We start from the raw sequence: 24762 nt of genomic DNA on the forward strand, positions 1-24762 counted from the left end.
AATATAATTAATTTAATAATATTGCGATTAATCCTGGACAAGAATATCAACTACACTTGGTTCATCATCATTAATTGCTTGCTTCAATCTTTGTTCGAGTTCATCGGTAGTCTCGATCCGATACCCCTTCACACTATAACTCTCAGCGTTGTCTGTGAACGAAATGGATGGCTGAAAATCCATCCCAACAAAAGAGTAATCAGATACGTTACCACCAAGCATCGCGGCAGTCCCTTCCTTGAGTATCTGATAACTTTGGTTATTTGGGATAACTACTGTGAAATTGATATCTTTGTGTGCCGCTGTGTATATCGCATGGGGATAATAGAGATATGACCCATCACCTATAAATCCGAGTACAGTTATCGGAGCGTCTGTTTCTCGTGCAGCAATCGCCGCACCAATAGTAGCTGGAAGACCGTACCCAAGGCCACCACTTTTATTTCCAATATATTGTTTATGATCGAGCGACCATCGATTTAAAAGCACATATTTCGAAGTTACACTTTCATCGACAATATATGGATCAGAAACAATGGCTTGTAATGTATCAACGAGGTCGGCCTTTGACGGACGATTGTTGTGTTCATTATTGTTTTCTGTTCGAGCGATCATTGAAGACCGAATCTCCCGAACTGTGGCTTTAGACCGTTCTACTCGACTAGAACGCTCTTCCTGCGACAAATTATCATCAACAATCGCCGCAATTTCTATAAGGCTACACTCGATGTTGCCAAGCACAGTTGCATCGGTAAGTGCATTTTTACCAACTTCCCATACATCATTGCTTATATGAATACAAACAGTGTCCCGTTCGATAAGATTCCCCTCATATTTTGTTGCCGTAGTATTTGTTGAACAACCGATAAAGACGAGCGTATCGGTATCCAAGACTGCTTTTGTTAAGGCCTCATCAATGGGTATAAATGATGCCCATAGATCATGTTCAGTGGGGAAGCCTATCTCACCGGTGTAGTATTCGCCATAAACACGTGCACCACTCACTTCAGCTAGACGAACGGCTGTCTCAACAGCGCCTTCACCCGAGCGGGCTACCTGATCGCCGATTATGAATACAGGATTATCTGCATCTATGAGCAAATCAGCAGCATGTTCTATCTGCTGATAGTCCCCCAATCCAAGTTCCGGAATCGCACCAAGACGTTCTGGCCATTCATCCGTTTCAGCCAGTGTCACATCAAGTGGAAGACTCAGGAATACTGGTCCAGTTGGGGGAGTGAGTGCGATTCGAAACGCCCGCCTGAGCATTGTTGGAAATGCTGAAACATCAAGTACTTCCGCGCTCCACTTTGTGAACTGCTGAGCTAAGTTGACGAGATCACCAGACAGTATCGGTTCATGGTGTCGATAATCCGTACTGTGATTTCCGGCTGTCACGACAAGGGGAACCCCAGCCATCTGTGCACCATACAGATTGCCGAGACCATGAGCAAGTCCTGGTAAGACATGGAGATTGACGACACCAACCGGAATGGTATCCTCATCACCATAATATCGGAGTGTTGAGGCGTAGCCACTTGCCATTCCGACCGCGATATCTTCGTGGAGACCAAGCACATACTCGATGTTACTTTCAGCAATCGCCTGAATCACGGGTAATTCAGTTGTTCCAGGATTTCCAAATACATGCGTAACCCCGTATTCCTCAAGAATATCAACAAATAGATCGGCCCCAGTGTAACTGCTATTTTCCATAATTCCGTGCTCGATTGTTTATGACTGGGGAATGGCAAACGAATATTGTCGAAGGACACGCAGATCTACTTCCAAGAGTATGCTTTACTATTCTTCTATCATTGCTTAATGAACGAAGACCTGTTTGACGAGGCTGTTGAATCCATGCCATAGTATAACTAATATTCCTTAGTTGAAATACTTTTCTAAATTATTTATACTATTAATTTTAAAATAATAGAAAAATATATAAATTGGTTGGGAATTTTCTACTGCAGTCTCAATATGATAATTTCTATACTATTAAAAATATTAATTGCGTCTATCTGCGTATTCATCAGGTAATTCCTGCGGAGCACAATTGATGATATCTTCTCTTTCAGTACCAACATCTTCCATAAAGGTGATCTCGGCAGGCTCATCCATAATCAATTTTGGATATGTTGGTCCTTGATCACGGTATTGACGCATTTCGTCAAGATGATTGTTCTGATAGCAAATAGTTAATTCCGGGTTTTGTTTGATCCACTGAGGGAAGAAGACAACGCCATGTGTTTGGCGTTCGGTAAGATCATAGGTGACACTAACACTCGTCCCAGTTGGTTCATCCCAATAAATTTTAAAGATATTATCAGTTAACTTTGTGATGGAGACATCTTGATTTCGTACCCATCTACCACCGACCATTCCACTGTGTATACGATAATCGATCGTAGTGGAATTTTTGACATACAACTCATATTCCCAACCATTATCATAAGTATAAATTAGATGTTTGCCAAGAATTCTAGAAACCTCTTCTGTGGATGTCTTTTCTGAATTCTCTCCCATAAAATACCATAGCTGTTACGATCTTAAATTATTTTCGATTTATTGTGCTGTAAAAATCAGGCGGTGATTAGACACCTACCAGTTATCTCGAGAACACGTTTCTTTCATAATACCATAGTTATTATCCTAGAAAGGTATAGATTATAAACAAATAGTGGATGATATTTCCAGCCATTTTCGGAGTGATATCTAGACCAGGCGTGATATTAATCTTCGGGGATGGGCCCACCCCCTAATACTATTTCGACAGTATCCTTAAAACAGACAATAACCCAGAGTAATTTATAGTTTTTCTTCGACCAATTACACTTCCTAGGACGCTCATTCAACAAAGCACCAACACCTACGAGAGACCACTCCGGAGGCGTTCCACATCACCAGGATCGTGGCCACAGAACACATCGGCATTGTGTTTCCGCTCCAGTTCTTTCATCATCGAAAGACTATCGAACCAATGTTGTTTACTCCACAGCACACCCGATCCAAGTGGTTTCTCGTCGTCGTAGTTTGGTCGGAGATAGAGTGTATCACCGGCAAACAAGACAGTACCAGTGTTCTCTAGATGGACCATTGTTCCTATCGTGCCTGGCGTATGACCAGGAAGATGAATGAATTCGACATCCTCGAAATGCGTCTCCCGAGTCCGACGCAGAACTTGCCAGTTTAGGTCATGATCGAAATCTTCCAGTACATAAGCGATGCCCCCCTCGTCAGTTTTGGCACTGTAGTAGGCGTACTTAATCTCTTTTTCATGAACAAATATGGGTGTATCAGCCCCTGCAAATTGATGCAGACTACCAGCGTGGTCGATGTGAAGATGAGTTTGAAAGACATAGTCAATATCGCCAATCTCAAATCCACTATCGTCAAGGGCAGTTTCGAGATCACGCTCGTGAGCGTCATAATGTTGGAATGCGGCGTATAACTCCTCCGGCCAGTGGCCGTTGCCCGCATCTGGATGTGACCCAGTATCCCAGAGGATTGTTCCATCAGGATGGTCAATGACCAGATTGTACACTGGGGCAGTACCCATCTCGACATCAGGGTTTGGATCAGCTGCCGATCCCCTCGTATATCCTTCGATGAAGTAGTTCAGGTCGGCCCGGATTGTCCCGCGATCGACTAGATGTATTTCAGCATTCACCATATTATAATACATTGTTATCGATGTAGTATTATATTTCCTATTTAGATAGGATATATTATCCACCTATAGAGAAGATATAGCCAAATACAGCGACAACTATACACTGAAGACCCCAATAAGACCTAAGAGGATAAAAAGTGAAAATTTCATATAAAAGAAATAGTAATATGAGAATCACTTTTTAGGACAGGGATTAGTTTAGACTTTGCCCCATATTGCATCTCTTCTATAATATTAAAATAATATAATAATAAGATTAAAATATTCCCCTAAATATTTATTTTATAGATACATGAAATCGTATGTAATGTACTCGGTTGGAGACACAGGATACATCCAAAAAGATCGCCCGGACATTGGCCCGAACGATGCACTTATACGACCAACAAAAGCATTAGTGTGTACGTCGGATATCCATACCGTTCACGGTGCTATCGGTGAACGAGAAGATATCACGCTTGGTCACGAAGCTGTTGGTATCGTTGAAAAAATTGGGGACGAAATAGAAGAATTTGATCCGGGTGATCGTGTCGCTATCGGTGCAATCACCCCAGAGTGGGGTTCATTGGCCGCACAGAATGGTCATCCATCACAGTCGTCAAAACTGCTCGGTGGATGGAAATTCGCAAATTCCAAGGATGGCGTCTTCGCAGAATATGTTCACGTGAACGATGCCGATGCGAATATGGCACACATTCCGCCGGGCGTTAGTGATGAGGCCGCAGTTTACACTGTAGACATGATGAGCACAGGCTTTAGCGGGGCTGAGCGTGCTGATATCCCTATTGGGGGGACAGTTGTAGTCTTTGGACAGGGTGCAGTTGGATTGATGGCGACAAGGGGGGCTGCACTACGCGGGGCAAGCAATATTATTGCGGTTGATCGAAGAACGAATCGACGAGAGTTGGCCGAATTTTACGGGGCCAATGAAACCATCGATTATACAGAAGGAGATACAGTTGAATCAATCATGGAACTGACCGACGGCGAAGGCGTAGATGCGGCTATTGAGGCAGCAGGATCAAATACAGCGTTCGAAAACTGTATTAAGGCAACCAAACCAGGAGGCACTATCTCGGTGATTGGTTATTTCGGCGACGGAGAGCACATCAATATTCCTCGTGCTGAGTGGGGTGTAGGGATGGGCGAAAAAGACATCGTCACATCGCTTTGCCCCGGCGGGCGGCTTCGTCTCCAGCGTCTTCTCCGGTTACTCGACCGGGACAAAGTCGATCCAACCCGGATGACAACACATACATTCAAATTCGAGGATCTTGAGGAAGGGATTCAACTCATGGAATCTAGAAAAGAAGACATGATCAAACCACTCATAGATTTTGAGTAACTGTTTCACACCTATTTCATAGATCTCTAAATACAGAAATAATCACCAATTACGTCCGGATCGAGGTCTAATACCCTAACGATCCCTCTCACCCGTTGCTTGTCCCTGACTGAAGTGTAACAGTGTCATGGTACACAATTACAGCTTATTCGAGAACTCGTGATAGCTCCACTATATGTAATGAATTTCCAAAGGGGAGTTCACACCACATAGAACCAAACTGCGCTACCAAAATGATGTTAGCCTCCCCTGTTTGTTCGTCTGCTCGCTGAAGAATCTCTCATTGGGTGGGATCATCTTCTGGTTCCACTAACGGGCGGAGATCGGTCTCAAGCGAACGAGTTCTACTCACCGGAACAGACACGCCATTCTCACCTGCAAGCATACGGATGGAAGCAACACACTCCTCAATTGATCGGAGCAGTCCGTCGCCACTACCTGTACACCACTCCGGCAGGACGCTGACCGGTAAGAAGGCGCTTGAGACAAACAATGGGAGCTGTGGCAGATTCGTCAACACGGCGGTCGATTCGGAGTCCTATGTGACAAGCGAAGTGATGTTGGAGAAGGCCACGAACCAGAGCGAAAACACGATGACAATGGCGAAGATTCCAATCACACCTACCAGCCCCGTGTCTGGATATATGTCCCGACGGAGCCACCGCTATCGACCCATAAAACCACATACCCGAGCACGAGAATCAGCCTCGTTTCAACGATAATGCGAATCACATCCGTGAGGGCTTTTCCGAGGAACATTGCTCCGCGGTGGGATGGCGAGACGAGCACTTTTTCGAACATGCCACTTTCCATGTTGTCAACTAGGCCCATCCCAGAGTTAGCGATTGCCTCCATGGTCGAGAAGATGAGGATGGCCGGTGTGAAATATGTGATATAAGGGACATTCATTCTGAGCGGGCTCCTGAGGGCTTCACCGGTGATCTGTCCGAATATCTCTGTGAACAATGTGAGAAAGGCGTCAGTAGAGACACGTGTCTATTTATTTCATATTATTTGTACCATTTAAATATTCCTCAACACCTTGCAGAGATTCACACGATCAGACATAGGGATGCCGTCATCGAACATGGTTCAAGATGATCTTCGATTCGATTTTCCGAAGATGCTCACCAACGGTTCCCGCAGTGATTTGTAATGCTTTTCCAAGTTCACCAAGTGTCGTATGCCGAGGGATTTCGTAATAGCCCATCTCGACCGCCAGTTCCAGGATTTGTCGTTGGCGACCCGTCAAAAGTGAGAGGGGCTGTCGAATCTCAGGTCGGTAGTTCCCTATCCCCTCAAGTATCGTCTGAATCGTATCAGGCAGTTCTTCAATTGTCCGCCGTATCTGCGTATCCTTCCCGAGAACAGTCACCCGATGGCCTCCGTGAGTTGTGTACGTTATCGGCCAGTCTACAACGAGCTTATGTCGTACGAGTATAGTGAGTACGTCGTTCACGAGTTCGCTCGCTCGTGAATGGATATATACAAGTCCTCCGGACGTTTCGGGAACGACATCGTAGCTCAACACACGCGGATCCGTTTCTAATGCGTCTCTAATATGTTCTGGATCATTGCGAATGTGCGATAGCTCAACAGTGGTTCCGTCGTCCAAGAGATTAAGATAGTATGTTGCTACGGGTTCTATCATCGACACGGCTTGGTGATCCATCTCACTATCGGACTCGTCTTCAATCGGGGGAACAATGAAAGAGATGTATTCCATACTAGTAGCTCACTCAACATCCGCATTGCGTCCAAGACTAATAAATGAATTTAATGTAGTCACTGCGAACCAGACACAATGTCTCGATTGTGATCGGTTTGGTGCACAGTAAGAGAGCACAGAGACCACACATAAATATACCTCATATCTCGGGCACCATTCATATACGCGGATGCATCGTGCAGACTAGCGACGTATGGCGAAAAAATCCAATTCCAACGTAAGGAGCTCGACGATAGACTTCTCGCTGGTACTCGGGGGGATCTAGCATATGGTTGAAACACCCCTTCCTCCGGGAAAATCTGAGGCACAGCCTCCATTCTCGCGGTCAGATACGGACGGTCCCTCGGATACCATCACGTCGCGGAGCGAATCACTCCTGACGTTCTTTCTGTTGACTGTTGTTCTTTATACTCCGTTCGTGGTAATCAGTGCGGTGACTGGCGGAGAGCTATATCCTGGCATTCCGGTGACTGGGCTCGCTTTCGTCTGCCCAGCGACAGCTGCTGCAATTCTTGCATATGGAGAGAACGGCACCGAAGACGTGATCAAACTGCTGCGGAGATCGTTCGATCACACGCGAATCAGCACGAAGATCTGGTACATACCCATCGTTTGTATGATGCCTGCAATAATGGTCTCAGCGTATGAACTGATGCGGGTGCTGGAGTTACCGCTTCCCACCCCACAACTCTCGGTTCCAGGAGCATTAGTTTTGTTTCTTGCGTTCTTTATCATGGCACTGGGTGAAGAGCTGGGCTGGGCAGGATATATCATCGACCCAATGCAATATCGGTGGAACGCGCTCCAAGCCAGCATTCTCCTGGGGGTGGTATGGGCCGTATTGCATATCATACCGATGATGCAGGCTGGCCAATCACTCGGATACATCGTTTGGGCATGTCTTTTCATGGTCGGGACACGGGTTTTGTGGGTCTGGCTCTACAACAATACCGGAAAAAGTGTTTTCGCAGTTGCTCTATGTCATTCCACAACTAATACCAGTCAATGGATACTTTTCCCTGGGGGATCATATCATCTTCAAATTATTACCGGTCTAATCGCCGCAATCGGGGCAATCGTCGTCACCATCGCCTGGGGACCACAAACGCTGGCAAGATATCGACTGCCTAACTGGGTTGGTCGCACTTGAGTTGCCAACTGCAGAAAATCATAGTGACGGTGAGACATATGCTTTGGAGACAGCATCGCATTTAAATACACGACACACGCGAACGACCACACCGATGCTACCATAGTGGCCACAGTGTGGTTGGGCGCCGAGACAAGCAGCATGACGGTCGATGCTATGTCTGTTATAGCGATGGCGAGCATCGAACAGACCGCGACTCACCGGTGATCATCGATTCATACACATCCTTGATCGATCTCTAAATGTCGGTCACTATCGACACACTAACACGAGGTAAGACGGTAGGAGATTTTCCGGAGATTCAGTACAAACGTGAATTTGTGTCAGTAGCCAATGAGTGTTAAGAGGGTAGATATTGACCGATCAGTCAGATACGCTGTAGAAGACCGGTCAGTCCATCATTAGCTCGGTGAAGTGTTCGATCTCCTCATCAGTCCCAGCAATAAGTACAGCATCACCCGCTTGTACTGTGAACGATGGTTCAATCCCCGTCAATATCTCTCCCCCGCGCTCAACGGCGATCACTGTCACTCCTGTTCGGGTACGTACCTTCGATTCCGCAAGTGTCTGTCCGGTTAGCTTTGGAGCCTTCGTATGAACAACCTGCGTTTGATCAGACATCGAAGAAGCGGATTCAGCAGGGAGGAAGTCCGCAGCGACCATACGACCACTGACCGTCGCGAGCGCCAGCACGTAGTCCGCACCGGCCCGGTATAGCTTGGGTATGTTTTCGGTTTCATTCGCGCGAGCAATGATTTCCACATCTGGACTAAGTTCACGAATGAGGAGCGTTGTGAACACTGTCTCGGTGTCGTCGGGGAGAGCAAGAATTACGGTGTTCGCTGTTTCGATGTTCGCGTTGCGAAGCGCCTCTGGGTTCGTTGCGTCGCATGTGATATCGACGCCCGGTTTATCCTCGATATCGAGGGCAGTCCACGAAATTTCGGCGTCCGACAGTGCATCCGTGACTGCCATCCCAACGTCGCCTAGTCCAGCAACTACGACACTGCCGTGGCCATGAACTGGCTGTCGCGGACTCGAATGAGTGATCTGCTTTAGCTTCTCAAGTTGCGGACCACGACCAACAGCAAGGAGTTTCGTATGTTCGTCGACGACGGCTTTCGGTGGTATTGGGCTTGTAAATTCACCGTCGAACCAGGCGCCGAGCAGGGCCACACCGGTCTGCTCTCCGATACGGCTTTCTGATAGCGTCTTTCCGACTAGCGGACTCTGGTTTTGAATGGGAACTTCAACGATGTCAAAGTCATCAGCCAGCTCAATAATATCGTTCAGGTTTAGTAACTCCGCGGATGTCACTTTGTTTGCGAGCCGTTGGCCTAGGAGTTGATATGGTGAAAACACTCTGGCCACGCCAGCAAAGCGATGGTAGTCGGCAAGCGACGAGTCCTCGACGATACTAATCGTGTGAATATCACCTGTGATCTCCTGGGCTGCAAGAGCGATGCTGACGTTCACTTCATCAGATGAATCAGCGACCAACGCTACTGCGGTATCAAGGTGGAGATCCTGAAGTGTCTCTGGTGATTCAGGATTCCCGTGGACAACCGAATACCCCTGCTCATGCAGCGTTGTTGCGGTCTCTCGGTCCGGTTCAACGAGAACATAATCGACATCTTGATCAGTGAGTTCAGCGATCAGTGTATCACTTCGCGACGTGTACGTACAGACAATAACGTGGTCGTGTAGGTCTTCGATGGTCGTTGGTGGAGTCGTCGCAAGGGCCTCCTCGACTAACGGTATAACGAATACTGGAAGTGCTGCAAAAATCAGGAGGATGCCTGCGGTCTGCATCCCCATAACAAGTACGTTCATTATTGGGCTCGTCCACGGCGCGTCCTCCCCGTAACCGACGGTCGTGAACGTCTGAATAACGACCTCCATGGAGTTCAGAAGCGGTTGCGGTTGGTTTTCGAAAGTAGTCATTCCGTAATTGTACGCAAGGGTGAAGACGGCGAGCGCTCCCATCAGTGCGATGATGTAGTACCGAACGAGACGTGATTGCTCTGCCATATAAGCCCGATTCGTCCTCCACGCTTTAGCTACCATGCCTTTCAGGACTACTTGTGATCATTGTAATTGGACCTCTCGTATCATTAATATCTTCTCCGCGCTGAAGTAGCAAAAACGCAAATAGTTCTGGTGTGAGAACGAATCATACAGTGATTCGTTAACCCCTAAAGAGTGAGTTTTTACATCAGATTTTTCCAATAATAGAAACTAGATCACTTTCAAAATTCTACACAATGACTATCACACCATAATATTTTACTCCAGAAGCGAGTATTAAAAGTGTGACGAATTTAGACGATAAAGTAGCGGTAGTTACAGGGGCAGGATCTGGAATCGGGCGAGCAACCGCTGAACGATTGGCAACCGAGGGTGCACGTGTAGTTGTAGCTGATGTAGACTTTGATGGAGCATCCGAGACAGTCGAACGGATCACATCGGAAGAAGGAGCTGCGATTGCCATAAAGGTTGACGTATCAGATGCAGCAGCCGTCGAAGCAATGGTTGAAGAAACTCTCGATACATATGGTCGAATTGACATAGCGCACAACAACGCCGGTATTGAGGGTTCCAACCAGCCAGTCACCGAGCTTGAAGAGGCTGAGTGGCAGCAAGTAATTGATGTAAACCTTACAGGGGTCTGGCTTGGATTGAAGTACGAAATTCCGGCCATGATAGAATCCGGTGGTGGCGCGATCGTCAACACAGCCTCAATCGGAGGATTGACTGCGGTTGGAACGCCAGCCTATGTGGCGAGCAAACACGGTGTCATCGGTCTCACCCGCAGCGCAGCCACCCAATACGCCCAGAAGGGGATCCGAGTGAATGCAATTTGTCCAGGGGTGATTGACACGGCAATGATCAAACGTGGAGCGACAGATGAAGCTGGAAGCGAGACTGAAGAAATCCAGCAACTTGTGCAGCAACAGCCAATGGGACGCATGGGCCAGCCTGAAGAGGTTGCCAATACTGTAGTGTGGCTTTCCTCGACGGAGGCTTCGTTCATCACTGGCAATGCATTTCCTGTTGAGGGGGGATATATGGCGCTCTGAACAATAATCGTTAATCTATCTCTGGAACAATTATTTAATTATAAATATTAAATACCTATAGAATACTCAATCTCAGTGTAATTCATGGCCTAAATTAGGGCTTAGATCCACATCTTGTCGACGCTACGAATGGCAGTGTTGCTAAAAAATAGCTTTTTGACGACAAACATTACGGACGTACTCTTGTAATCGGGAAACTACTGTAGCCTTGCATTGAACAATGATTGGTTACCGATTTGAACAGACAGTTAGATATCAATCACTCGCGAGTGCATTACACCGAAATGTACTGTGCATTGCTGCAAGTGGGGACAATCTGCGGCTCTGAGAAATAGTCTCAGATAATTCATCAATGCTATCGATCAGGAGGGCATCAAAATCCCGAGCATATGGTCCACAACGCGATCTATGCCTCGATCGTCGCGGCGACACTGCTGTACGTCCTTGTCGCCGGAGTTTTCGCCATCGAGGTCCTCTACTTCGAACGTGACTTGATCGAAATCGGGGTTACAAGTACCGAAGAAACCCTGTAGCATCTGATGTCAGGCAGGTAGTTTTTCATGCTTAACGTATGATAAGACTAATATCGATCTTCTGAATTTCGTATGAGTCTATGAATGACGAATCAAGCCAGCCGACTGCAGGCTGACTGTAGAAACGTCGTTTTTACTGCTCGGTCAGACTTCGTCAGGGTTGGTGATTTCGTGTGTCCCGGACGGTCCTCGATCATCGGCCGATCGTGCGGGAGCAATCAGACACGCTGTGTTGGCAGGTTCGCCCCCAATGACCTCGAATTTGTGTTCAGTTCCTGCAGGCGTGACGATCGTGTCACCGGCCTCCGCGTGGAACTCCTCGCCGTCGACTTCCCAAAGCATCTCCCCGGTACGCACGAAGATGATGTGGGTCTCGTCGTGCGTATGTAATTCGCTGGCTTTATCCGCACTGTGAGCGCGCACGTCTACCTCACCGTCCTCAAGTACGAAGTGTTCGTCCTCGTCTTCGCTACCGATGAACGGATGGTATTCTGTTATATCGGATTCAGTCATTGGCTTTCACCTGTTTGCTCACGCACTGCCCGTCAAAGTTCGCTTCGAGTGGTGATAATCCTTCTGCAGGAACTGGATATCCACGACACAGAATGATTCCAGCGGACAAGGGCTCCGGACGGATAATCGGTTTTCTGATAGACGGCGAATCTATTCTTAAGAGAATGATATTTGGAACCATCATTGTTCGATTGGTGTCGGTGCGGGGGTTTGGAACTCGGTTTCAGTGTCATCCTCCCACCTTGATTGGCGTAGTACTGGCTATCGCTCTGTGGCGTGGCGCTCTATTTACTCGGGCACAACGCCTTTCGATACCACGACCACGGCAACATCATCGTCCTGCGGCTTGTCGTGGTAATCATTGTTCTCGCATTGATTCAATAGCAATACGAGTTCTCGCTATCGCTGCTCACGACGTTGTTCGTTGGGTTTGTAGCCTACGAGACGGTGCAATTCGAAGACAGGAACGTACTCCGTGGTGGCTGAAACAGTAGCTGCTCCGAGATATCCAATTTCGGAAGTAGTTTGCAAACGAGCGAACTTCGTAACGACGACGGTGACGAGGTCCACGTCGATGTTTGAGGTACACGACGGCTATACCTCACTAATTCCAGGTTGAATCGAACATTTCATCGGATTCGGTTTCGACAACGGGTTCGTTATCAAACTGTCCGTTCAGTACTTTTGCGGCCACGAGAATTGGATCCCAGGTCGGACTGAACGGCGGTGCATACGCGAGATCGAGATACTCGACGTCAGTCGGTCGCCATGCCGGCATGAAGTGCCGTCACGATTGAATTAATCCGGTGGACGACCCCCCTCTTTTCCGACCATGCTTGCCCCCAGCAACCGACCAGTCTCACGGTCAGCGGTCAAGCTGATCGTGATTGGCGATCCACCGGGATAGTGACCCGCGCGTGATCCGGCCTCGATCGTATTCGTGATCGGATCGAATCCCAATTCTTCTGCGTCACCGTGATCGACGATTCCTGTGGTCGCCGCTTCGAGGTCGAACGCCTTTACGGCGGCCGTCCCCGCCGCAGGCCCGACGACTGTGGGATTTCCCGTAACCGTCTGACCGATAGCACGGCCGTGTCGATTGGCCTTATTGCTCACTACAATATTACGTACAGCACAGCACCCACGTTTCTTCGTGTGGAGGAAATACGACTTCTGCCCGATGATAGAGTCTTCCTCATAGGGTGAATGGCTCTATACGATGGTCGATGCAATCGAATGCCGGGCAACAGAACGGTTCTTCGATGAGTGGTAACCTTGCTGTCACCCGCTACTTCGAGTGTTGGCAGAAATATAAACGGTCGCGCCGCGTTAGATACGGGTGTCATGTCGCCAGCTACATCGGGACTTCATCATGTCACCGCTATCGCGGGTGATCCGCAGCGCACTGCCGAGTTCTACGTCGAAACACTCGGTCTGCGGTTCGTCAAAAAGACCGTCAACCACGACAGTAAGTACACCTATCACTTCTATTTCGGCGACAGCGAAGGAACACCGGGAACGAACATTACGTTCTTCCCATGGGATGAGCATGGACGTTCGGGACAGTTCGGCGATGGGCAAACCCGGACCACGACGTACTTTATTCCCGAAGGGTCGCTCAATTACTGGCGCGATCGACTGGAATCGCATGACATCGACGTCGATGGCTCGACCGAACGGTTTGGTGAGACTGTCGTTACGTTCGACGATCCGGATGGTATTACGCTCGCGCTCGTCGCCACAGACGATGCACCAAACGGACAGCCGTGGGACGAAAGTCCGGTTCCACCAGGACATCAGTTGCGTGGTTTTCACAGCGTTACCCTCGCGGTTGGTGACACCGAACCAACCGCCGATGTGTTGACCGACGCACTCGGCTACGAATTCGAAGCCGAAGAGAACGGTCGTTACCGCTACCGCTCCGCTGCTGGAGGCCCCGGCTCTATCGTCGATCTCGTCGAAACCGATCATGGGCGAGGGCAGATTGGAATCGGAACGGTCCACCACGTTGCGTACCAGGCCGAGGACACTGACGAACAGGAACGGTGGCGCAAGCAATTGAGCGAACATGGACTGCGCGTTACCGATATTATCGACCGAGTGTACTTCAAATCAATCTACTTCCGCGAGCCGGGTGGCGTCCTGTTCGAGATAGCCACGATGGGGCCCGGATTCACTGTCGATCAGAGTCAGGACGAACTCGGCACGGATCTTGCACTTCCTGAGTGGCTGGAGAACGAACGCAACGAGATCGAATCGCGGCTTCCGTCGTTCGAAAGCCCGTCTGTTGAACCCGCTCCTGACGAAGGCTGATGTTCTCCGTGTATGAGAAACCGTGACCCCGTGTCGAGTACGATTCCGAAATCGCTCACGTTCGGGTCATAATGCACGCCACCGAACTCGATGTTCAGTTCGAACCGGATCGATTTTGGTACGTGTGTCGGTCATGGGTGTGTAGTGGAGGGAAACATCGCTCTCAGGGGGGAACAACGATGACGAAATATCTTGGAAACTGTATTTCATACTAATGGATGGGTTCTATAAGCGGTCAACCCTATGCTGGTCATGGTATCCCTCTCGTGCGTCTGAACGAGCCAATCATTACACCTCCTTGATATTGCTGGGGATATGTTTACACGCTACCTGGTCAAACAGTATCGTACGATGGTTTGGGAATTTCAGTGTCCGGTTGATGATTGTGAGTTTTCGAAGCAGGCCAACGAAGAGGCGCTCATTATCGAGAGCGCCCAGGATCACACACGAGACACCCACGGTACCACGCCAACCCGAGAGGAGGTCGAACAGTACGTCATCGGACCGGGATAAACGCGGGAATATTTTCGGAAGGTGATCCGCGTTGGTCTCTGTCCTCCTCATCGTCATCTAAATCGTTCGAGGGGGCAATTCCCATCTGTATCAAGACGCAGCCAGTGGAAATGTCAGGCGGAGGAATCATCATGCTCTATTATTACGATACATCCACAGATAATGGCGAAACGTCTCCAGATGAACCTACACTCACAGTTTGTTAGCAAGGGTATTATCCCCATATCTTGGGGACAACGTCGGGTATTGAATGATTGATGTTGCAGAATTCAAACTGATTTGCCAGTGCCTACGAAGGGATGATTCTTACTCATGCAAGCCAAGATAATTGACGGCGATATAGGCGGGATTTTCGGTCGTATCACCAGCATTCCTGGAAATATGCCCGAGTAGTGCATACACCGGGAAACGTCGGTAGGGTCGCCGTTTTGAATTATATTGTCGGGCTACATGGGTTTACAGGCACACGTTTATAACGGCAATATTCATGACCGCCATGATCGTACGTTACTGAAGAGGGTAAGCGTGAGTGTATCCTTCTCGAGATTGCGACATTCACACAGCTTGCCGCGCTCACGTCCTCGTCAACAACCCGACATCAGCAGTATCTGAATTGGCAGGGGTAACAGTCTTGGTCGTAATCCAGAAACAGTATGTCGGTATGGTCGATATTCCCGAGATCAACACGGTGGGAGAGGGTGACGACTACTATCACGTCGAATTCAGGGACGAGGATATATTTGACACGATTCGGACGCCTGACTGGGCGGAGAACGCAGCGCAGTCGGTGTCTGACGGCGCTGAGGTTCGCACCGGACGGTTGGAGGACAGCGACGGCTGGAAGGTGGAAAGTGTCTTGATTAAAAAAAGTGCTGGTAAAGATACAGCGAAAGAACAAGCGAAGGATATTATTGAGAAGATAGAAATATAATCCCATACTATATATTGGCAACCACCATACATACCAGCTAATCAGGTCTCTGTTGCCAAATTGACGTTTTCGATATGTAGTCTGCCTGCGAGCGAAGCATCGCCCAGTCAGTTTTTGGTTCTCCTCAACCAAGCTTCGATTGCATGCAGAATACGAGTGCCTATTGATATGGAGATATACCGCACCATGACTGGCTGATTGTTGACTCTGACAGAAATGATGGTTCTACCGATCAACACCGACCCACGTCATCGCGACCAACAATCATCTGCACGTGAGTACAACTGAGAGATCGATTCCTCTTCAGGCCTGTATTACGGTCATAGCCAGGCGATTGCTTTTCGATAACGGTGGCTGCGTCCCCCAACTGTTCGCCAGTAAGGGCAACCACGTCATCGAGCGAGACGATCCCGACCAGCGAATCTGAATCATCAACAACTGGAATCCGCCGGACGCCTGCCTCGGCCATCGTTCTCGCTGCTTTAATGCTCTCGACGTCCTCTTTGAGTGTGTGCGTTCCCTCGGTCATCACATCTTCGATAGTAACGTCTGAGAGATCACCCTCGTGTTCCGCGACTGCCAACGCGATTTCGCGGTCGGTGACGATCCCCTCAACTGTGCCGCTTTCCTCAATAACCAATGCTCCGATATCCTCGGTGTCCATCGTCCTCGCAGCGTCAATCATCGACTCGTCCGCCGCTGCTGATACGGCATCGTGTGCGATTTGTCTGATAGTCATGACAACAGATGTGATGACTCGTTCTCCCTCATTAAACATGCTGGCTGTATTCGCCAGCGTATCTTATCTGGTTCTCCAGTCCGGATTCATCACCAAGCTCAGTGATGTGGTTCGAATATGGGACCGTTCGGTCTCGTCCCTGCATGTGCAGTCAAAGTCTTGATATTGTCTGTCGTTCTCAAACAATATGATGTCAGAAATAACCGACGCAGATGAGGGGAAACCTGTTGTTCATGGTGAGGACAAACTCGGAATCGTAGCGACTGTCGACCACGGGACCGCACATATCGAACCCGACCCAGGTCTCACGGACAAAATCAAGGCACGGCTGGGATGGGCGGAGACTGACGAAGAAACATATCCACTTCAAGAGGAGACCGTGGCTGAAGTAACGGATGATGAGGTGAGACTCCACTCGTCACTCTAAGGGACAGCAGCGGGTTGAGTGACGCGGTGTGACGCCCGCCGGATCGACGATCAGTTGCAATATGAAGCGAGACGGAATTGATGGCTCTATGGATGAGTTTCCCATCGTGAACACGCCGGCAGCACCACTGACCTCACGTACACGTCGGACACCTTTCTCGTTCTTGTTGACCTCGTGTTCATCGATGATTTGGTCGACAGGACCGTCCTCGTCGAAGTTGATCAGGTAGACATCGCAGTGGCTCTCCGCCAGTTCCAGACGGCTCGGGACCTGGTTAACGCTGTAGGCAGCCATCAAGGCGACCGTCCCAGTCCAAATACAGCGATCGATTCGCTGGGTTTGAGGTTCGCCAGTCTCGTACCGTGTTAGGTCGTTGGAAAGATGTCTGCTAGCATCGCAAAATGTGGCTTCATGCTCGTCCCCTTTGGCAGTTTCAACGCGTTAAAAGGCGTATGGAATCCTCTAGTTTCTCGGCCTGGTCGCCCGGATAGGATCCCATCACGACATATCCGTGTGCACCACCGGCAAAGACCGGAGTGCCGTTGGTACAGAACCCGGTGTAGCCCTCCTCGCATTATGACAGGATTCACAAGCAACGTTGAACGGCATGGCTACATGGCTTCCTTTCTCAAGTGTAGAGACCACGCCCCCAACTTCCGACACGATACTCACATCTCGTGGCTGAAAACGATGGTTTGAATTGTCATGTGTTAAAAATTCACACCTCGAAAGAGTAAGCATTCAGCGGTGGCCGAATTGCCGTTCCACACCTCGTGCAGTTTCTCGACGATATTTCGCTTGGAATGGTTGAGATTCTCGGAGAGCCTCGTTTTGATGGAGGCGACTAGGTAAACCCACGGCAAGGACTGGATCTCGTCGCTGAAGGGCGATGAACTCGTTGAGCCGAGGCGAACTCGTGAACAGACGACCGAAGAGGGGGCTGAAATAGATCCGCTCTTCCACATTCCTACTGACTCCTACTCGATCATCAACCCGATCGATGTCTACAATCCGCTAGAGGAGGTCCTCCGGGGGAAGACTATCGATGGGACACCCTTGGTGACGTGATGTTCGGGGAATCCGGCGCTACCGAGGCGGAGGCGAGGTCCATATGGACATTATGTTCGACGGTCTCGAAGTGCACCTCCCCAATCGGTCAGAACCACTCACGATGGGCGTCACGTCGGGGGACGACTTCTTCGGCGAGCATGCTGTCTATGTGGAAGGATTTGCCCAGGACGGCTCCTGCTCGGACTTGATGCGCTCGCCCAGCATGGCGTTTGTCCATTCTGTTCGGGGACGATGACTGCCGAATGGCTCTTCAGCCACGACATTGAGTTCTCATCGGATGTGCTCGTCCACTATACTTGCTCGTTGTGTAAGATGGAACTATATACGGGCGTTGTCGGGATGATCGAACAGCACTCTGCAGTCGTCTCGCTGTTTGACGACTACAACATCGATATTCGTGAGATGATGCCATGGGAGTTTCGTTCATATGTGCCACGAGGGGATGTCACCGTCCGCTCGAAGGAGCCGCTTCAAATCGAGGTGCTGATGACGATAGACGGCGATGAGTTTACTGTACACGTCGGCGAAAATATGAAAATCGTAGATATCGAGTCGTAGCACACACAAGGAAATCATAGAAATTCAGAATTGCACTCGATCTAATATCAACAAAATAGTATGTAAGTGTTGTTGAGTTTTTCGAGGTAAATTTCGGTATAGAAACAGTGCTTTTGTCGGTGGCCAGTTGATCCATGAAAGTTGCTGCTTACGTCCGAGTTTTTACTGATAACCAGAACGACGAGCGACAAATGCGCGCAATTCGCGAGGCGTACTGAGTGTCGAACTCTGAACTCGATTGGTACTGCTATCCTGGTGAGAGTGGGACCTCGATCAAAACTGAGGAATAGAAGCCAATCCAGCGAAATATCTCGCGAGTGAGTACGCAACGGTGAGAATGACCTCTCGCCTGCTACTGTAGATTCGCGTACGCCGCGTATAATCGCTAGGAATCGCGCTCTATTGATGGCAATGCGGGACGGAGAAGGTACTCGCGGAAAATCAACTAGTCAGTCCGATGTCGCCCGGCGACGACACCTCGGAGAGGCCCGGGATTTCGAGATCAGCTCGTCGAAGGAACTGCGCATTAATGGCAACGATGACCGTGCTCAAAGACATCAGTAGCGCCCCGACGGCCGGAGACAGCAGAATCCCCCATGGGGCGAGCACGCCAGCTGCCAGCGGAATGGCAAAGACGTTGTAGCCGGCTGCCCACACGAGATTTGATCGCATCTTCTTGTAGCTCGCTTGGCTTAGCTTGACGAGTCGGACGACATCCATTGGATTGTTCTGGACCAGAATGATGTCTGCTGACTGGACCGCAACGTCCGTTCCGCTCCCAATAGCGATGCCGATGTCTGCCCGGGTGAGTGCCGGTGCGTCATTGACTCCGTCGCCGACCATCCCGACTAGTTTGCCTTGTTCTTGGAGTTCCATCACCTTCTTGTCCTTGTCTTCGGGGAGGACTTCCGCAAACACAGTGTCGATGCCGAGGTCATCGGCGACCGCGTGAGCCACGTCCACGGAGTCACCCGTGAGCATCGCCACCTCGACACCGAGGTCATGGAGAGCTTCGACGACCCGGTAGCTCTCCTCGCGGACGACGTCGGCCATTGCGAATGCGGCGACAGGTTGTCCGTCGCGGACGAGGTAGATGACTGTCTGGGCGTTCGCGCCAGCCTCGTCCACGAACGCTTGGAGGTCGGACGGGACATCACTATCGAGATGTTCGAGGAGGTTCGGTCCGCCGACGTGGATGGTTTTGTCCTCAACCATCGCCCGGACACCGCGTCCTTTGAGAGCCTCGAAGTCCGTTGCGTTCGGTGCGGTGACTCCCCTCTCGTCAGCTGCCTTCCGGACAGCCTGGGCGATCATGTGTTCGGAATCACCCTCGACCCCGGCGGCCAGCGCGAGCGCCTCATCCACGGTGATGGCGTCGGTCGTCTCGATACCAACGACACCGTGTTCGCCCTTCGTGAGCGTCCCTGTTTTATCGAACACGATTGCATCGAGATCTCGTGCCTGTTCCATTGCGATCCGGTCGCGGATGAGCATCCCGTTCCGTGCGGCCATTGAGGTGTTAATGGCGACGACGAGCGGAATTGCCAGCCCGAGCGCGTGCGGACAGGCGATAACGAGAACGGTGACGACTCGTTCAATGACTGTGGCGTCGAACTGGACCGCGAGCGTCCATGCGACAGCGGTAACGACGGCGGCACCCAGAGCGACGTAGAAGAGCCATCCTGCTGCTTGGTCGGCGAACATCTGTGTCTTGGACTTGCTCTGCTGAGCGTCCTCGACAAGCCGCATAATGCCTGCCAATGTGGTCTCGTCGCCGATAGCGTCGATTCGGACGCGGAGACTGCCGTCGCCGTTCACAGATCCACCGATGACCTCGTCTCCCGGTTCCTTCGAGACGGGCTTGGATTCGCCGGTAATCATCGCCTCATTCACATCGGAGTCGCCCTCTGCGACCACACCGTCTGCTGGAACGCTCGTACCAGGACGGACGAGCACGAGATCACCTTCTTCGAGTTGGGTCACGGGGATTTCCTCGGTGTCATCAGATTCCGTAATTCGCTCGGCCGTATCGGGCATCAGCTTCGCCAGTTCATCGAGTGCGCTGGAGGCTCGTCGGACCGACCGCATCTCGATCCAGTGGCCCAGAAGCATGATGTCGATCAGCGTCACGAGTTCCCAGAAGAACGCTGACTGGGTCGGGAACACGACGCTCGCAAGACTGTAGACGAAGGCAACGGTAATTGCCATGGAAATGAGCGTCATCATCCCAGGCGAACGATCTTGCAACTCGGGGACGGCCATCTGCAGGAAGGGAATTCCACCGTAGGCAAACACGATCACCGCGAAGAGAGGATTAATCCATTCGCTGCCGGGGAATGCTGGAACCGAGAACCCAAGCCACTCTTGAAGGGTCTCGCTGTACAGGAGGACAGGAATCGAGAGGAGCGCCGAAACGAAAAACCGCCGCCGGAACATCTGCTCGTGGCCTTCGTGCATCCCACCGTGGTCTCCATCCTCGTCGTGAGCAGTCCCCGGTACCTGTGTCTCGTCTTCCGCCAACTCCTGCTCCACGTAGGGTTGCTCGTGATCTATATTCTGGCGAGTTGAATGTCCATCAGATTGGTCCTGTTCCGGACCTGAAGACGTCTCATTCCTGCCTTTGTTCTCGTCTTGATTATGATCGTCGTGATTTGTCATTTGGCGTCCCGTATGGTGGTGTAGTTTCATATGAAACCTGGCCAGCGTTTCCAGCTCTCTAACGTAGCCACATATATGTGGTCAATATTCATACCATCTTTGCTAGCAGAAATAGGCAAATAACTTCTTGTAGTTTCTAAATTGAGGAAATGAGATTTGTGTACGCGATTTCATTAGTGCATGCCACCTTAGACGAGACAGACTTCGAAATCCTTCGGCTCTTAATCGACGATGCATGCCGGCCCTACCGTGAAATCTCTTGTGCCGTCGATCTCAGTTCACCGTTGGTTCACGCTCGACCTCGACCGCTCAAAACTTTGTGGCGGTGTTTCCGTTTTTATGGAACTCTGTCTGTAGGATCAGACTCCGGTAGCGGGCCACCCCTCGATGGATAGCCCGCGCCTCTGAATACGACCTGTATGCGTTTCTCACAGGAGGTGCGTTGATAGGAATTGCGTTCCTGATCAACCCCATTCCAGATCCATCGTTTCAATGGGCAACGTTGCCGGAGTCGTTTCGATTATCGCACACACAGCCACGGATTGGACATTGGCCGGTCACATACACTATTGGTTTGTGGCTGATCGTCTTCACCCTGCCCTTCGTGATATTGCAGGCGGATCAGCGGTGTGGGTCTGTATCTAGGCTCTCGGCAGGCAGTTGGCTCACAGCTGCCCCGGTCGAAATCATGGTAGCACTCACAACGTACTGCCGGTTTTTCTGGCCGAAGCTGCATCCTGCAATCACCTAATCACGTGTCCCTCCTTGGTTCAGATCACCACATACCGTGCCCTCAGCAGTCATGAATCTTCTTCCAGTAGTGGTTCCCTGCGCTCGGTGGATTAGCCATCGTGAGAAGCGTGGCTTCCCAGAGAGCACCCTGATAGGTGACACGGTCGCCGGGGCGGTAAACCGTGGTGTTGCTGTACACCGGTGCATTGCAATCTCCACCCCCATCACCGACGGTGATGACGACGGAGTCGTCGTCGGTAGCACCATCGTTGTCGGTGACTGTAACAGTCGCCGTATAATCACCTGCTGACGAATAGCTATGGCTGACGGTCTGTCCAGTAGCTGAAGTGCCGTCGCCAAAGGACCAACTATACGAGCTGACCGAACCGTCTGTATCGGACGATCCGCTTGCGTCAAACGTAACTTCCTGCCCAATATCAACGTTGCTTGAGGACGCGCTCGCCGACGCATTCGGCGCGGTATTACCGTCGCCCCCGTCACCAGCAGCCACAACCAACGCCGCGGCGTCTACTAATCCGGATCCCTGTTGCTCCTGGGAGAGACCGATATCGCGAGCGGTGTCCTTTAGGAGCTGTCGTAGCGCTTCGGGAGACAGGCTTGGGTCAGCTGCCAGTCCCAGTGCAGCAACGCCGACAGCCGCTGGACAGGCCATTGATGTCCCGGATAACTCCTGATACTGGACCGGTTGTCCAATATCGTTTGGCACTGTCGAGAGCACGTTGACACCAGGGGCCGTTACTTCGATCGACGGGCCGTACTGTGAGAAACTGGCTAGCTGTTCACTCGAGTCGACTGCGGAAACGGCAACCACGGAGTCGAATTTAGCTGGATAGGAAACGCCTCGTGTACCGTTGTTTCCAGCGGCGGCGATCGGGAGGGCACCATTGGAATGAGCATACTCACAGGCATTCTGGAGCGTCTGGGAGGGTTCCCCACCACCGAGCGACATATTTATTAGGTCAGATCCTTGGTCAGTGCACCACGTGATTCCGTCAGCGATTGCTCCCACGGATCCTCCACCGACGGAGAGACACCGTGCGCTCAAGATGGTAGAGTTCGACATCCCTGCAATACCCGTCGCGTTGTCAGTCGTTGCCGAAGCGATTCCGGCAACATGCGTACCGTGAATCTCTGATTGTCGCTGGTTTGGTGCTGGCTCTGGTGCTGGATCGCTGTCACCATCGACGAAATCTCGGCCGTTATCTGCCCCAAACTGTCCTTCTAAATCCTCGTGCGTGTAATCGATCCCCTGATCGATGATGCCAATCGTTACGGACGCCGACCCGTCAGTTTCTTCCCAGGCCTCGGGTGCATTAGCCAGCTGGGGTGCGTACTGTTGCTCGAACTGTGGATCCGACGGATTGATCTGCTGTGGATAGTACGATTTATTCTCCTCAACGTAGGTTACGTCGCTACGACCCTGCAGAGTGGATTCGATTGCGCTTTTGGATGGCGAACTGGTTTTTTCCGGTACGTGAACCTCTAGGAAGCCGATGGCCTCGTTGCTTCGGACGATTCGCGATTCGCTCGGTAAATCCGCCCGAATCCCTGCTTTTGCATCAGTAATACTAATCCGCTGATCGATACCGACAATCAGCTCCGTTTCGTTAGCACTGTCACTCGGCTCTGGTGTGTTATCTGCTTTGGCCCCCTCAAAGGTGGCTGAACTCCCCAATACGCCTATTATGTACAGGAATGTGCGTCTGCTCGTTTCTCCTGTGTACTTACCATTTGGCATGGTACATTACCCACATTTGATTCTATAATACTTAATATTTATTTAATAATTCTAGATAATTAACTCGAATCTAATGACTATAACTCGAGTGAAAAGTAGATATCGATCGGGATCATATCCTGATCATCCTCTCAATCGATTGCATTGAGGATTGCCTGTACAACGTCTCTCAGGTGATCAGCCGTCTCCTGAAGTTGAATCGGATAATCACACACAATGAATATTCTGCATATTGAGAGTGAATAAATAGAATAGTACATATAATATAAATACGTTTGATCAATCTAATTGAACTACATGGTAATATTCTCAGCTTTATTTGTATATTCACATCAAACAAACATTGATTCGGATACTATTGAATCGGGATGCTGATCTTCACTACAAATCGGTTCACACTAACGAAACAATGGTCTAGAAAACGGATCTTGTTTGCACTGTTCACGGTTTAGCAGATTGTTCCCACTTGTAGCAATGCACTATACGTTTCGTGGTAATGCACTCGCGAATTCTTTATATCCAACTGCGTGTTCGGATTGGCAACTAGTCATTGCTCAATGCAAGTCTGCAGTAGTTTCCTGATTACAAGAGTACGTCCGTAATGTTTGCCGTCAGGAGACTATCTCCCGATAACACTGTCTTCGTAGCATTGATAATATGCGGATCGAAGCCTAATCTAGGACATTCATCATACTTGGAAGAATATTTTTATAGAATGTAATAGTTATATCCACAATCAACTGTGAGATTAAAGACAAGTTAGCGATTATTGTTCAGAGCGCCATATAGCCCCTTTCAACAGGAAAGGCATTACCAGGATGAACGAGGCCTCCGCCAAAGAAAACCATACCACAGTATTGGCAACCTCTTTAGGCTAGTCCATGCGGGCCATCCCGACGACATCGTCGGTGCGACACTGTTTCTCGCCAGCGATGAGGCTTCCTCTATCACTGGCGATCTCCTGTTCGTCGACGGTGGCTGGACGGCTATCTGACCTAGGTTTTCGGTCGAATATCAAGCCGGATCGAAAGAAAGCGA

Annotated in this window: 21 protein-coding genes and 3 pseudogenes; 12 read left to right on the forward strand and 12 right to left on the reverse strand. The window is 50.1% G+C overall.

The window, feature by feature from the left end; all coding sequences use genetic code 11:
* Window positions 1–27: 27 nt before the first annotated feature.
* The 3 genes from JXQ78_RS14765 to JXQ78_RS14775 form a co-directional block, all read right to left on the reverse strand.
* Window positions 28–1716, reverse strand: coding sequence for a thiamine pyrophosphate-binding protein (locus JXQ78_RS14765; RefSeq protein ID WP_330633287.1), 1689 nt, complete (start codon window positions 1714–1716; stop codon window positions 28–30).
* 291 nt (window positions 1717–2007) lie between these two features.
* On the reverse strand, window positions 2008–2526 hold the full coding sequence (locus JXQ78_RS14770) for a phenolic acid decarboxylase (RefSeq protein WP_330633288.1): 519 nt from the start codon (window positions 2524–2526) through the stop codon (window positions 2008–2010).
* 343 nt (window positions 2527–2869) lie between these two features.
* On the reverse strand, window positions 2870–3673 hold the full coding sequence (locus tag JXQ78_RS14775; protein WP_330633289.1) for an N-acyl homoserine lactonase family protein: 804 nt from the start codon (window positions 3671–3673) through the stop codon (window positions 2870–2872).
* Between the two features lie 292 nt (window positions 3674–3965).
* Here JXQ78_RS14775 and JXQ78_RS14780 point away from each other — a divergent pair, with 292 nt between their 5' ends.
* Entirely contained in the window at window positions 3966–5018 is a 1053-nt protein-coding gene (locus JXQ78_RS14780; protein WP_407934073.1) for an NAD(P)-dependent alcohol dehydrogenase, read from the forward strand.
* 621 nt (window positions 5019–5639) lie between these two features.
* On the opposite strand, the gene JXQ78_RS14785 is transcribed toward JXQ78_RS14780, so the two are convergent.
* The gene (locus JXQ78_RS14785; protein ID WP_330633291.1) at window positions 5640–5984 is read right to left on the reverse strand and encodes an ABC transporter permease; all 345 of its coding nucleotides are present in this window, start codon (window positions 5982–5984) and stop codon (window positions 5640–5642) included.
* A 112-nt stretch (window positions 5985–6096) separates the two neighbouring features.
* The gene (locus JXQ78_RS14790; RefSeq protein WP_330633292.1) at window positions 6097–6744 is read right to left on the reverse strand and encodes a helix-turn-helix domain-containing protein; all 648 of its coding nucleotides are present in this window, start codon (window positions 6742–6744) and stop codon (window positions 6097–6099) included.
* Window positions 6745–7015: 271 nt separating this feature from the next.
* Between JXQ78_RS14790 and JXQ78_RS14795 the strand changes: the two genes are divergently transcribed.
* Window positions 7016–7897 (forward strand): CPBP family intramembrane glutamic endopeptidase, encoded by an 882-nt coding sequence (locus tag JXQ78_RS14795; RefSeq protein ID WP_330633293.1) that lies wholly within the window; start codon window positions 7016–7018, stop codon window positions 7895–7897.
* A 390-nt stretch (window positions 7898–8287) separates the two neighbouring features.
* Here JXQ78_RS14795 and JXQ78_RS14800 read toward each other — a convergent pair whose 3' ends face one another.
* Window positions 8288–9928 (reverse strand): potassium channel family protein, encoded by a 1641-nt coding sequence (locus JXQ78_RS14800; RefSeq protein WP_330633294.1) that lies wholly within the window; start codon window positions 9926–9928, stop codon window positions 8288–8290.
* A 281-nt stretch (window positions 9929–10209) separates the two neighbouring features.
* Between JXQ78_RS14800 and JXQ78_RS14805 the strand changes: the two genes are divergently transcribed.
* Together JXQ78_RS14805 and JXQ78_RS14810 are read left to right on the forward strand one after the other, a co-directional pair.
* Window positions 10210–10977 carry an SDR family NAD(P)-dependent oxidoreductase gene (locus JXQ78_RS14805; RefSeq protein WP_330633295.1) on the forward strand — a complete coding sequence of 256 codons (768 nt, stop codon included), beginning with the start codon at window positions 10210–10212 and terminating at the stop codon, window positions 10975–10977.
* Between the two features lie 389 nt (window positions 10978–11366).
* A complete protein-coding gene (locus JXQ78_RS14810) occupies window positions 11367–11510 on the forward strand; it encodes a hypothetical protein (protein WP_330633296.1) in 144 nt (47 codons plus the stop codon).
* A 144-nt stretch (window positions 11511–11654) separates the two neighbouring features.
* On the opposite strand, the gene JXQ78_RS14815 is transcribed toward JXQ78_RS14810, so the two are convergent.
* Together JXQ78_RS14815 and JXQ78_RS19105 are read right to left on the reverse strand one after the other, a co-directional pair.
* Window positions 11655–12023, reverse strand: a complete 369-nt coding sequence (locus JXQ78_RS14815) for a cupin domain-containing protein (protein ID WP_330633297.1) — start codon at window positions 12021–12023, stop codon at window positions 11655–11657.
* Between the two features lie 604 nt (window positions 12024–12627).
* Window positions 12628–13127: pseudogene (locus JXQ78_RS19105) on the reverse strand (hypothetical protein); the annotation flags it as partial.
* A 240-nt stretch (window positions 13128–13367) separates the two neighbouring features.
* On the opposite strand from JXQ78_RS19105, the gene JXQ78_RS14830 reads away from it, so the two are divergent.
* The 3 genes from JXQ78_RS14830 (at window position 13368) to JXQ78_RS14840 (ending at window position 15780) form a co-directional block, all read left to right on the forward strand.
* Window positions 13368–14336: a ring-cleaving dioxygenase gene (locus JXQ78_RS14830; RefSeq protein ID WP_330633300.1), complete on the forward strand. Its 969-nt coding sequence runs from the start codon at window positions 13368–13370 to the stop codon at window positions 14334–14336.
* A 351-nt stretch (window positions 14337–14687) separates the two neighbouring features.
* Complete coding sequence (locus tag JXQ78_RS14835) at window positions 14688–14849, forward strand: DUF1059 domain-containing protein (protein ID WP_330633301.1); 162 nt, start codon at window positions 14688–14690, stop codon at window positions 14847–14849.
* Window positions 14850–15510: 661 nt separating this feature from the next.
* A complete protein-coding gene (locus JXQ78_RS14840; RefSeq protein WP_330633302.1) occupies window positions 15511–15780 on the forward strand; it encodes a hypothetical protein in 270 nt (89 codons plus the stop codon).
* A gap of 232 nt (window positions 15781–16012) precedes the next feature.
* Here the strand turns inward: JXQ78_RS14840 and JXQ78_RS14845 are convergent, their stop codons facing one another.
* Entirely contained in the window at window positions 16013–16519 is a 507-nt protein-coding gene (locus JXQ78_RS14845) for a CBS domain-containing protein (protein WP_330633303.1), read from the reverse strand.
* 190 nt (window positions 16520–16709) lie between these two features.
* Between JXQ78_RS14845 and JXQ78_RS14850 the strand changes: the two genes are divergently transcribed.
* On the forward strand, window positions 16710–16946 hold the full coding sequence (locus JXQ78_RS14850; protein WP_330633304.1) for a PRC-barrel domain containing protein: 237 nt from the start codon (window positions 16710–16712) through the stop codon (window positions 16944–16946).
* 174 nt (window positions 16947–17120) lie between these two features.
* Here the strand turns inward: JXQ78_RS14850 and JXQ78_RS14855 are convergent.
* Window positions 17121–17638: pseudogene (locus JXQ78_RS14855) on the reverse strand (alcohol dehydrogenase catalytic domain-containing protein); the annotation flags it as partial.
* A gap of 253 nt (window positions 17639–17891) precedes the next feature.
* On the opposite strand from JXQ78_RS14855, the pseudogene JXQ78_RS19110 reads away from it, so the two are divergent.
* Both JXQ78_RS19110 and JXQ78_RS14865 read left to right on the forward strand, forming a co-directional pair.
* Window positions 17892–18213, forward strand: a pseudogene (locus tag JXQ78_RS19110) (hypothetical protein); the annotation flags it as partial.
* Between the two features lie 35 nt (window positions 18214–18248).
* On the forward strand, window positions 18249–18575 hold the full coding sequence (locus tag JXQ78_RS14865) for a DUF7351 domain-containing protein (RefSeq protein ID WP_456237579.1): 327 nt from the start codon (window positions 18249–18251) through the stop codon (window positions 18573–18575).
* Between the two features lie 441 nt (window positions 18576–19016).
* Here the strand turns inward: JXQ78_RS14865 and JXQ78_RS14870 are convergent, their stop codons facing one another.
* Window positions 19017–21032 (reverse strand): copper-translocating P-type ATPase, encoded by a 2016-nt coding sequence (locus JXQ78_RS14870; protein ID WP_330633550.1) that lies wholly within the window; start codon window positions 21030–21032, stop codon window positions 19017–19019.
* Window positions 21033–21382: 350 nt separating this feature from the next.
* Between JXQ78_RS14870 and JXQ78_RS14875 the strand changes: the two genes are divergently transcribed.
* Entirely contained in the window at window positions 21383–21628 is a 246-nt protein-coding gene (locus JXQ78_RS14875) for an AsnC family protein (protein ID WP_330633307.1), read from the forward strand.
* A gap of 398 nt (window positions 21629–22026) precedes the next feature.
* Here the strand turns inward: JXQ78_RS14875 and JXQ78_RS14880 are convergent, their stop codons facing one another.
* On the reverse strand, window positions 22027–23724 hold the full coding sequence (locus tag JXQ78_RS14880; RefSeq protein WP_330633308.1) for a S8 family serine peptidase: 1698 nt from the start codon (window positions 23722–23724) through the stop codon (window positions 22027–22029).
* A 769-nt stretch (window positions 23725–24493) separates the two neighbouring features.
* On the opposite strand from JXQ78_RS14880, the gene JXQ78_RS14885 reads away from it, so the two are divergent.
* Window positions 24494–24718, forward strand: a complete 225-nt coding sequence (locus JXQ78_RS14885; protein ID WP_330633309.1) for an SDR family oxidoreductase — start codon at window positions 24494–24496, stop codon at window positions 24716–24718.
* The last annotated feature ends 44 nt before the right edge of the window (window positions 24719–24762 follow it).

Origin of the sequence: Halocatena halophila (assembly GCA_027563145.1) — an archaeon.
Taxonomy (GTDB): domain Archaea; phylum Halobacteriota; class Halobacteria; order Halobacteriales; family Haloarculaceae; genus Halocatena; species Halocatena halophila.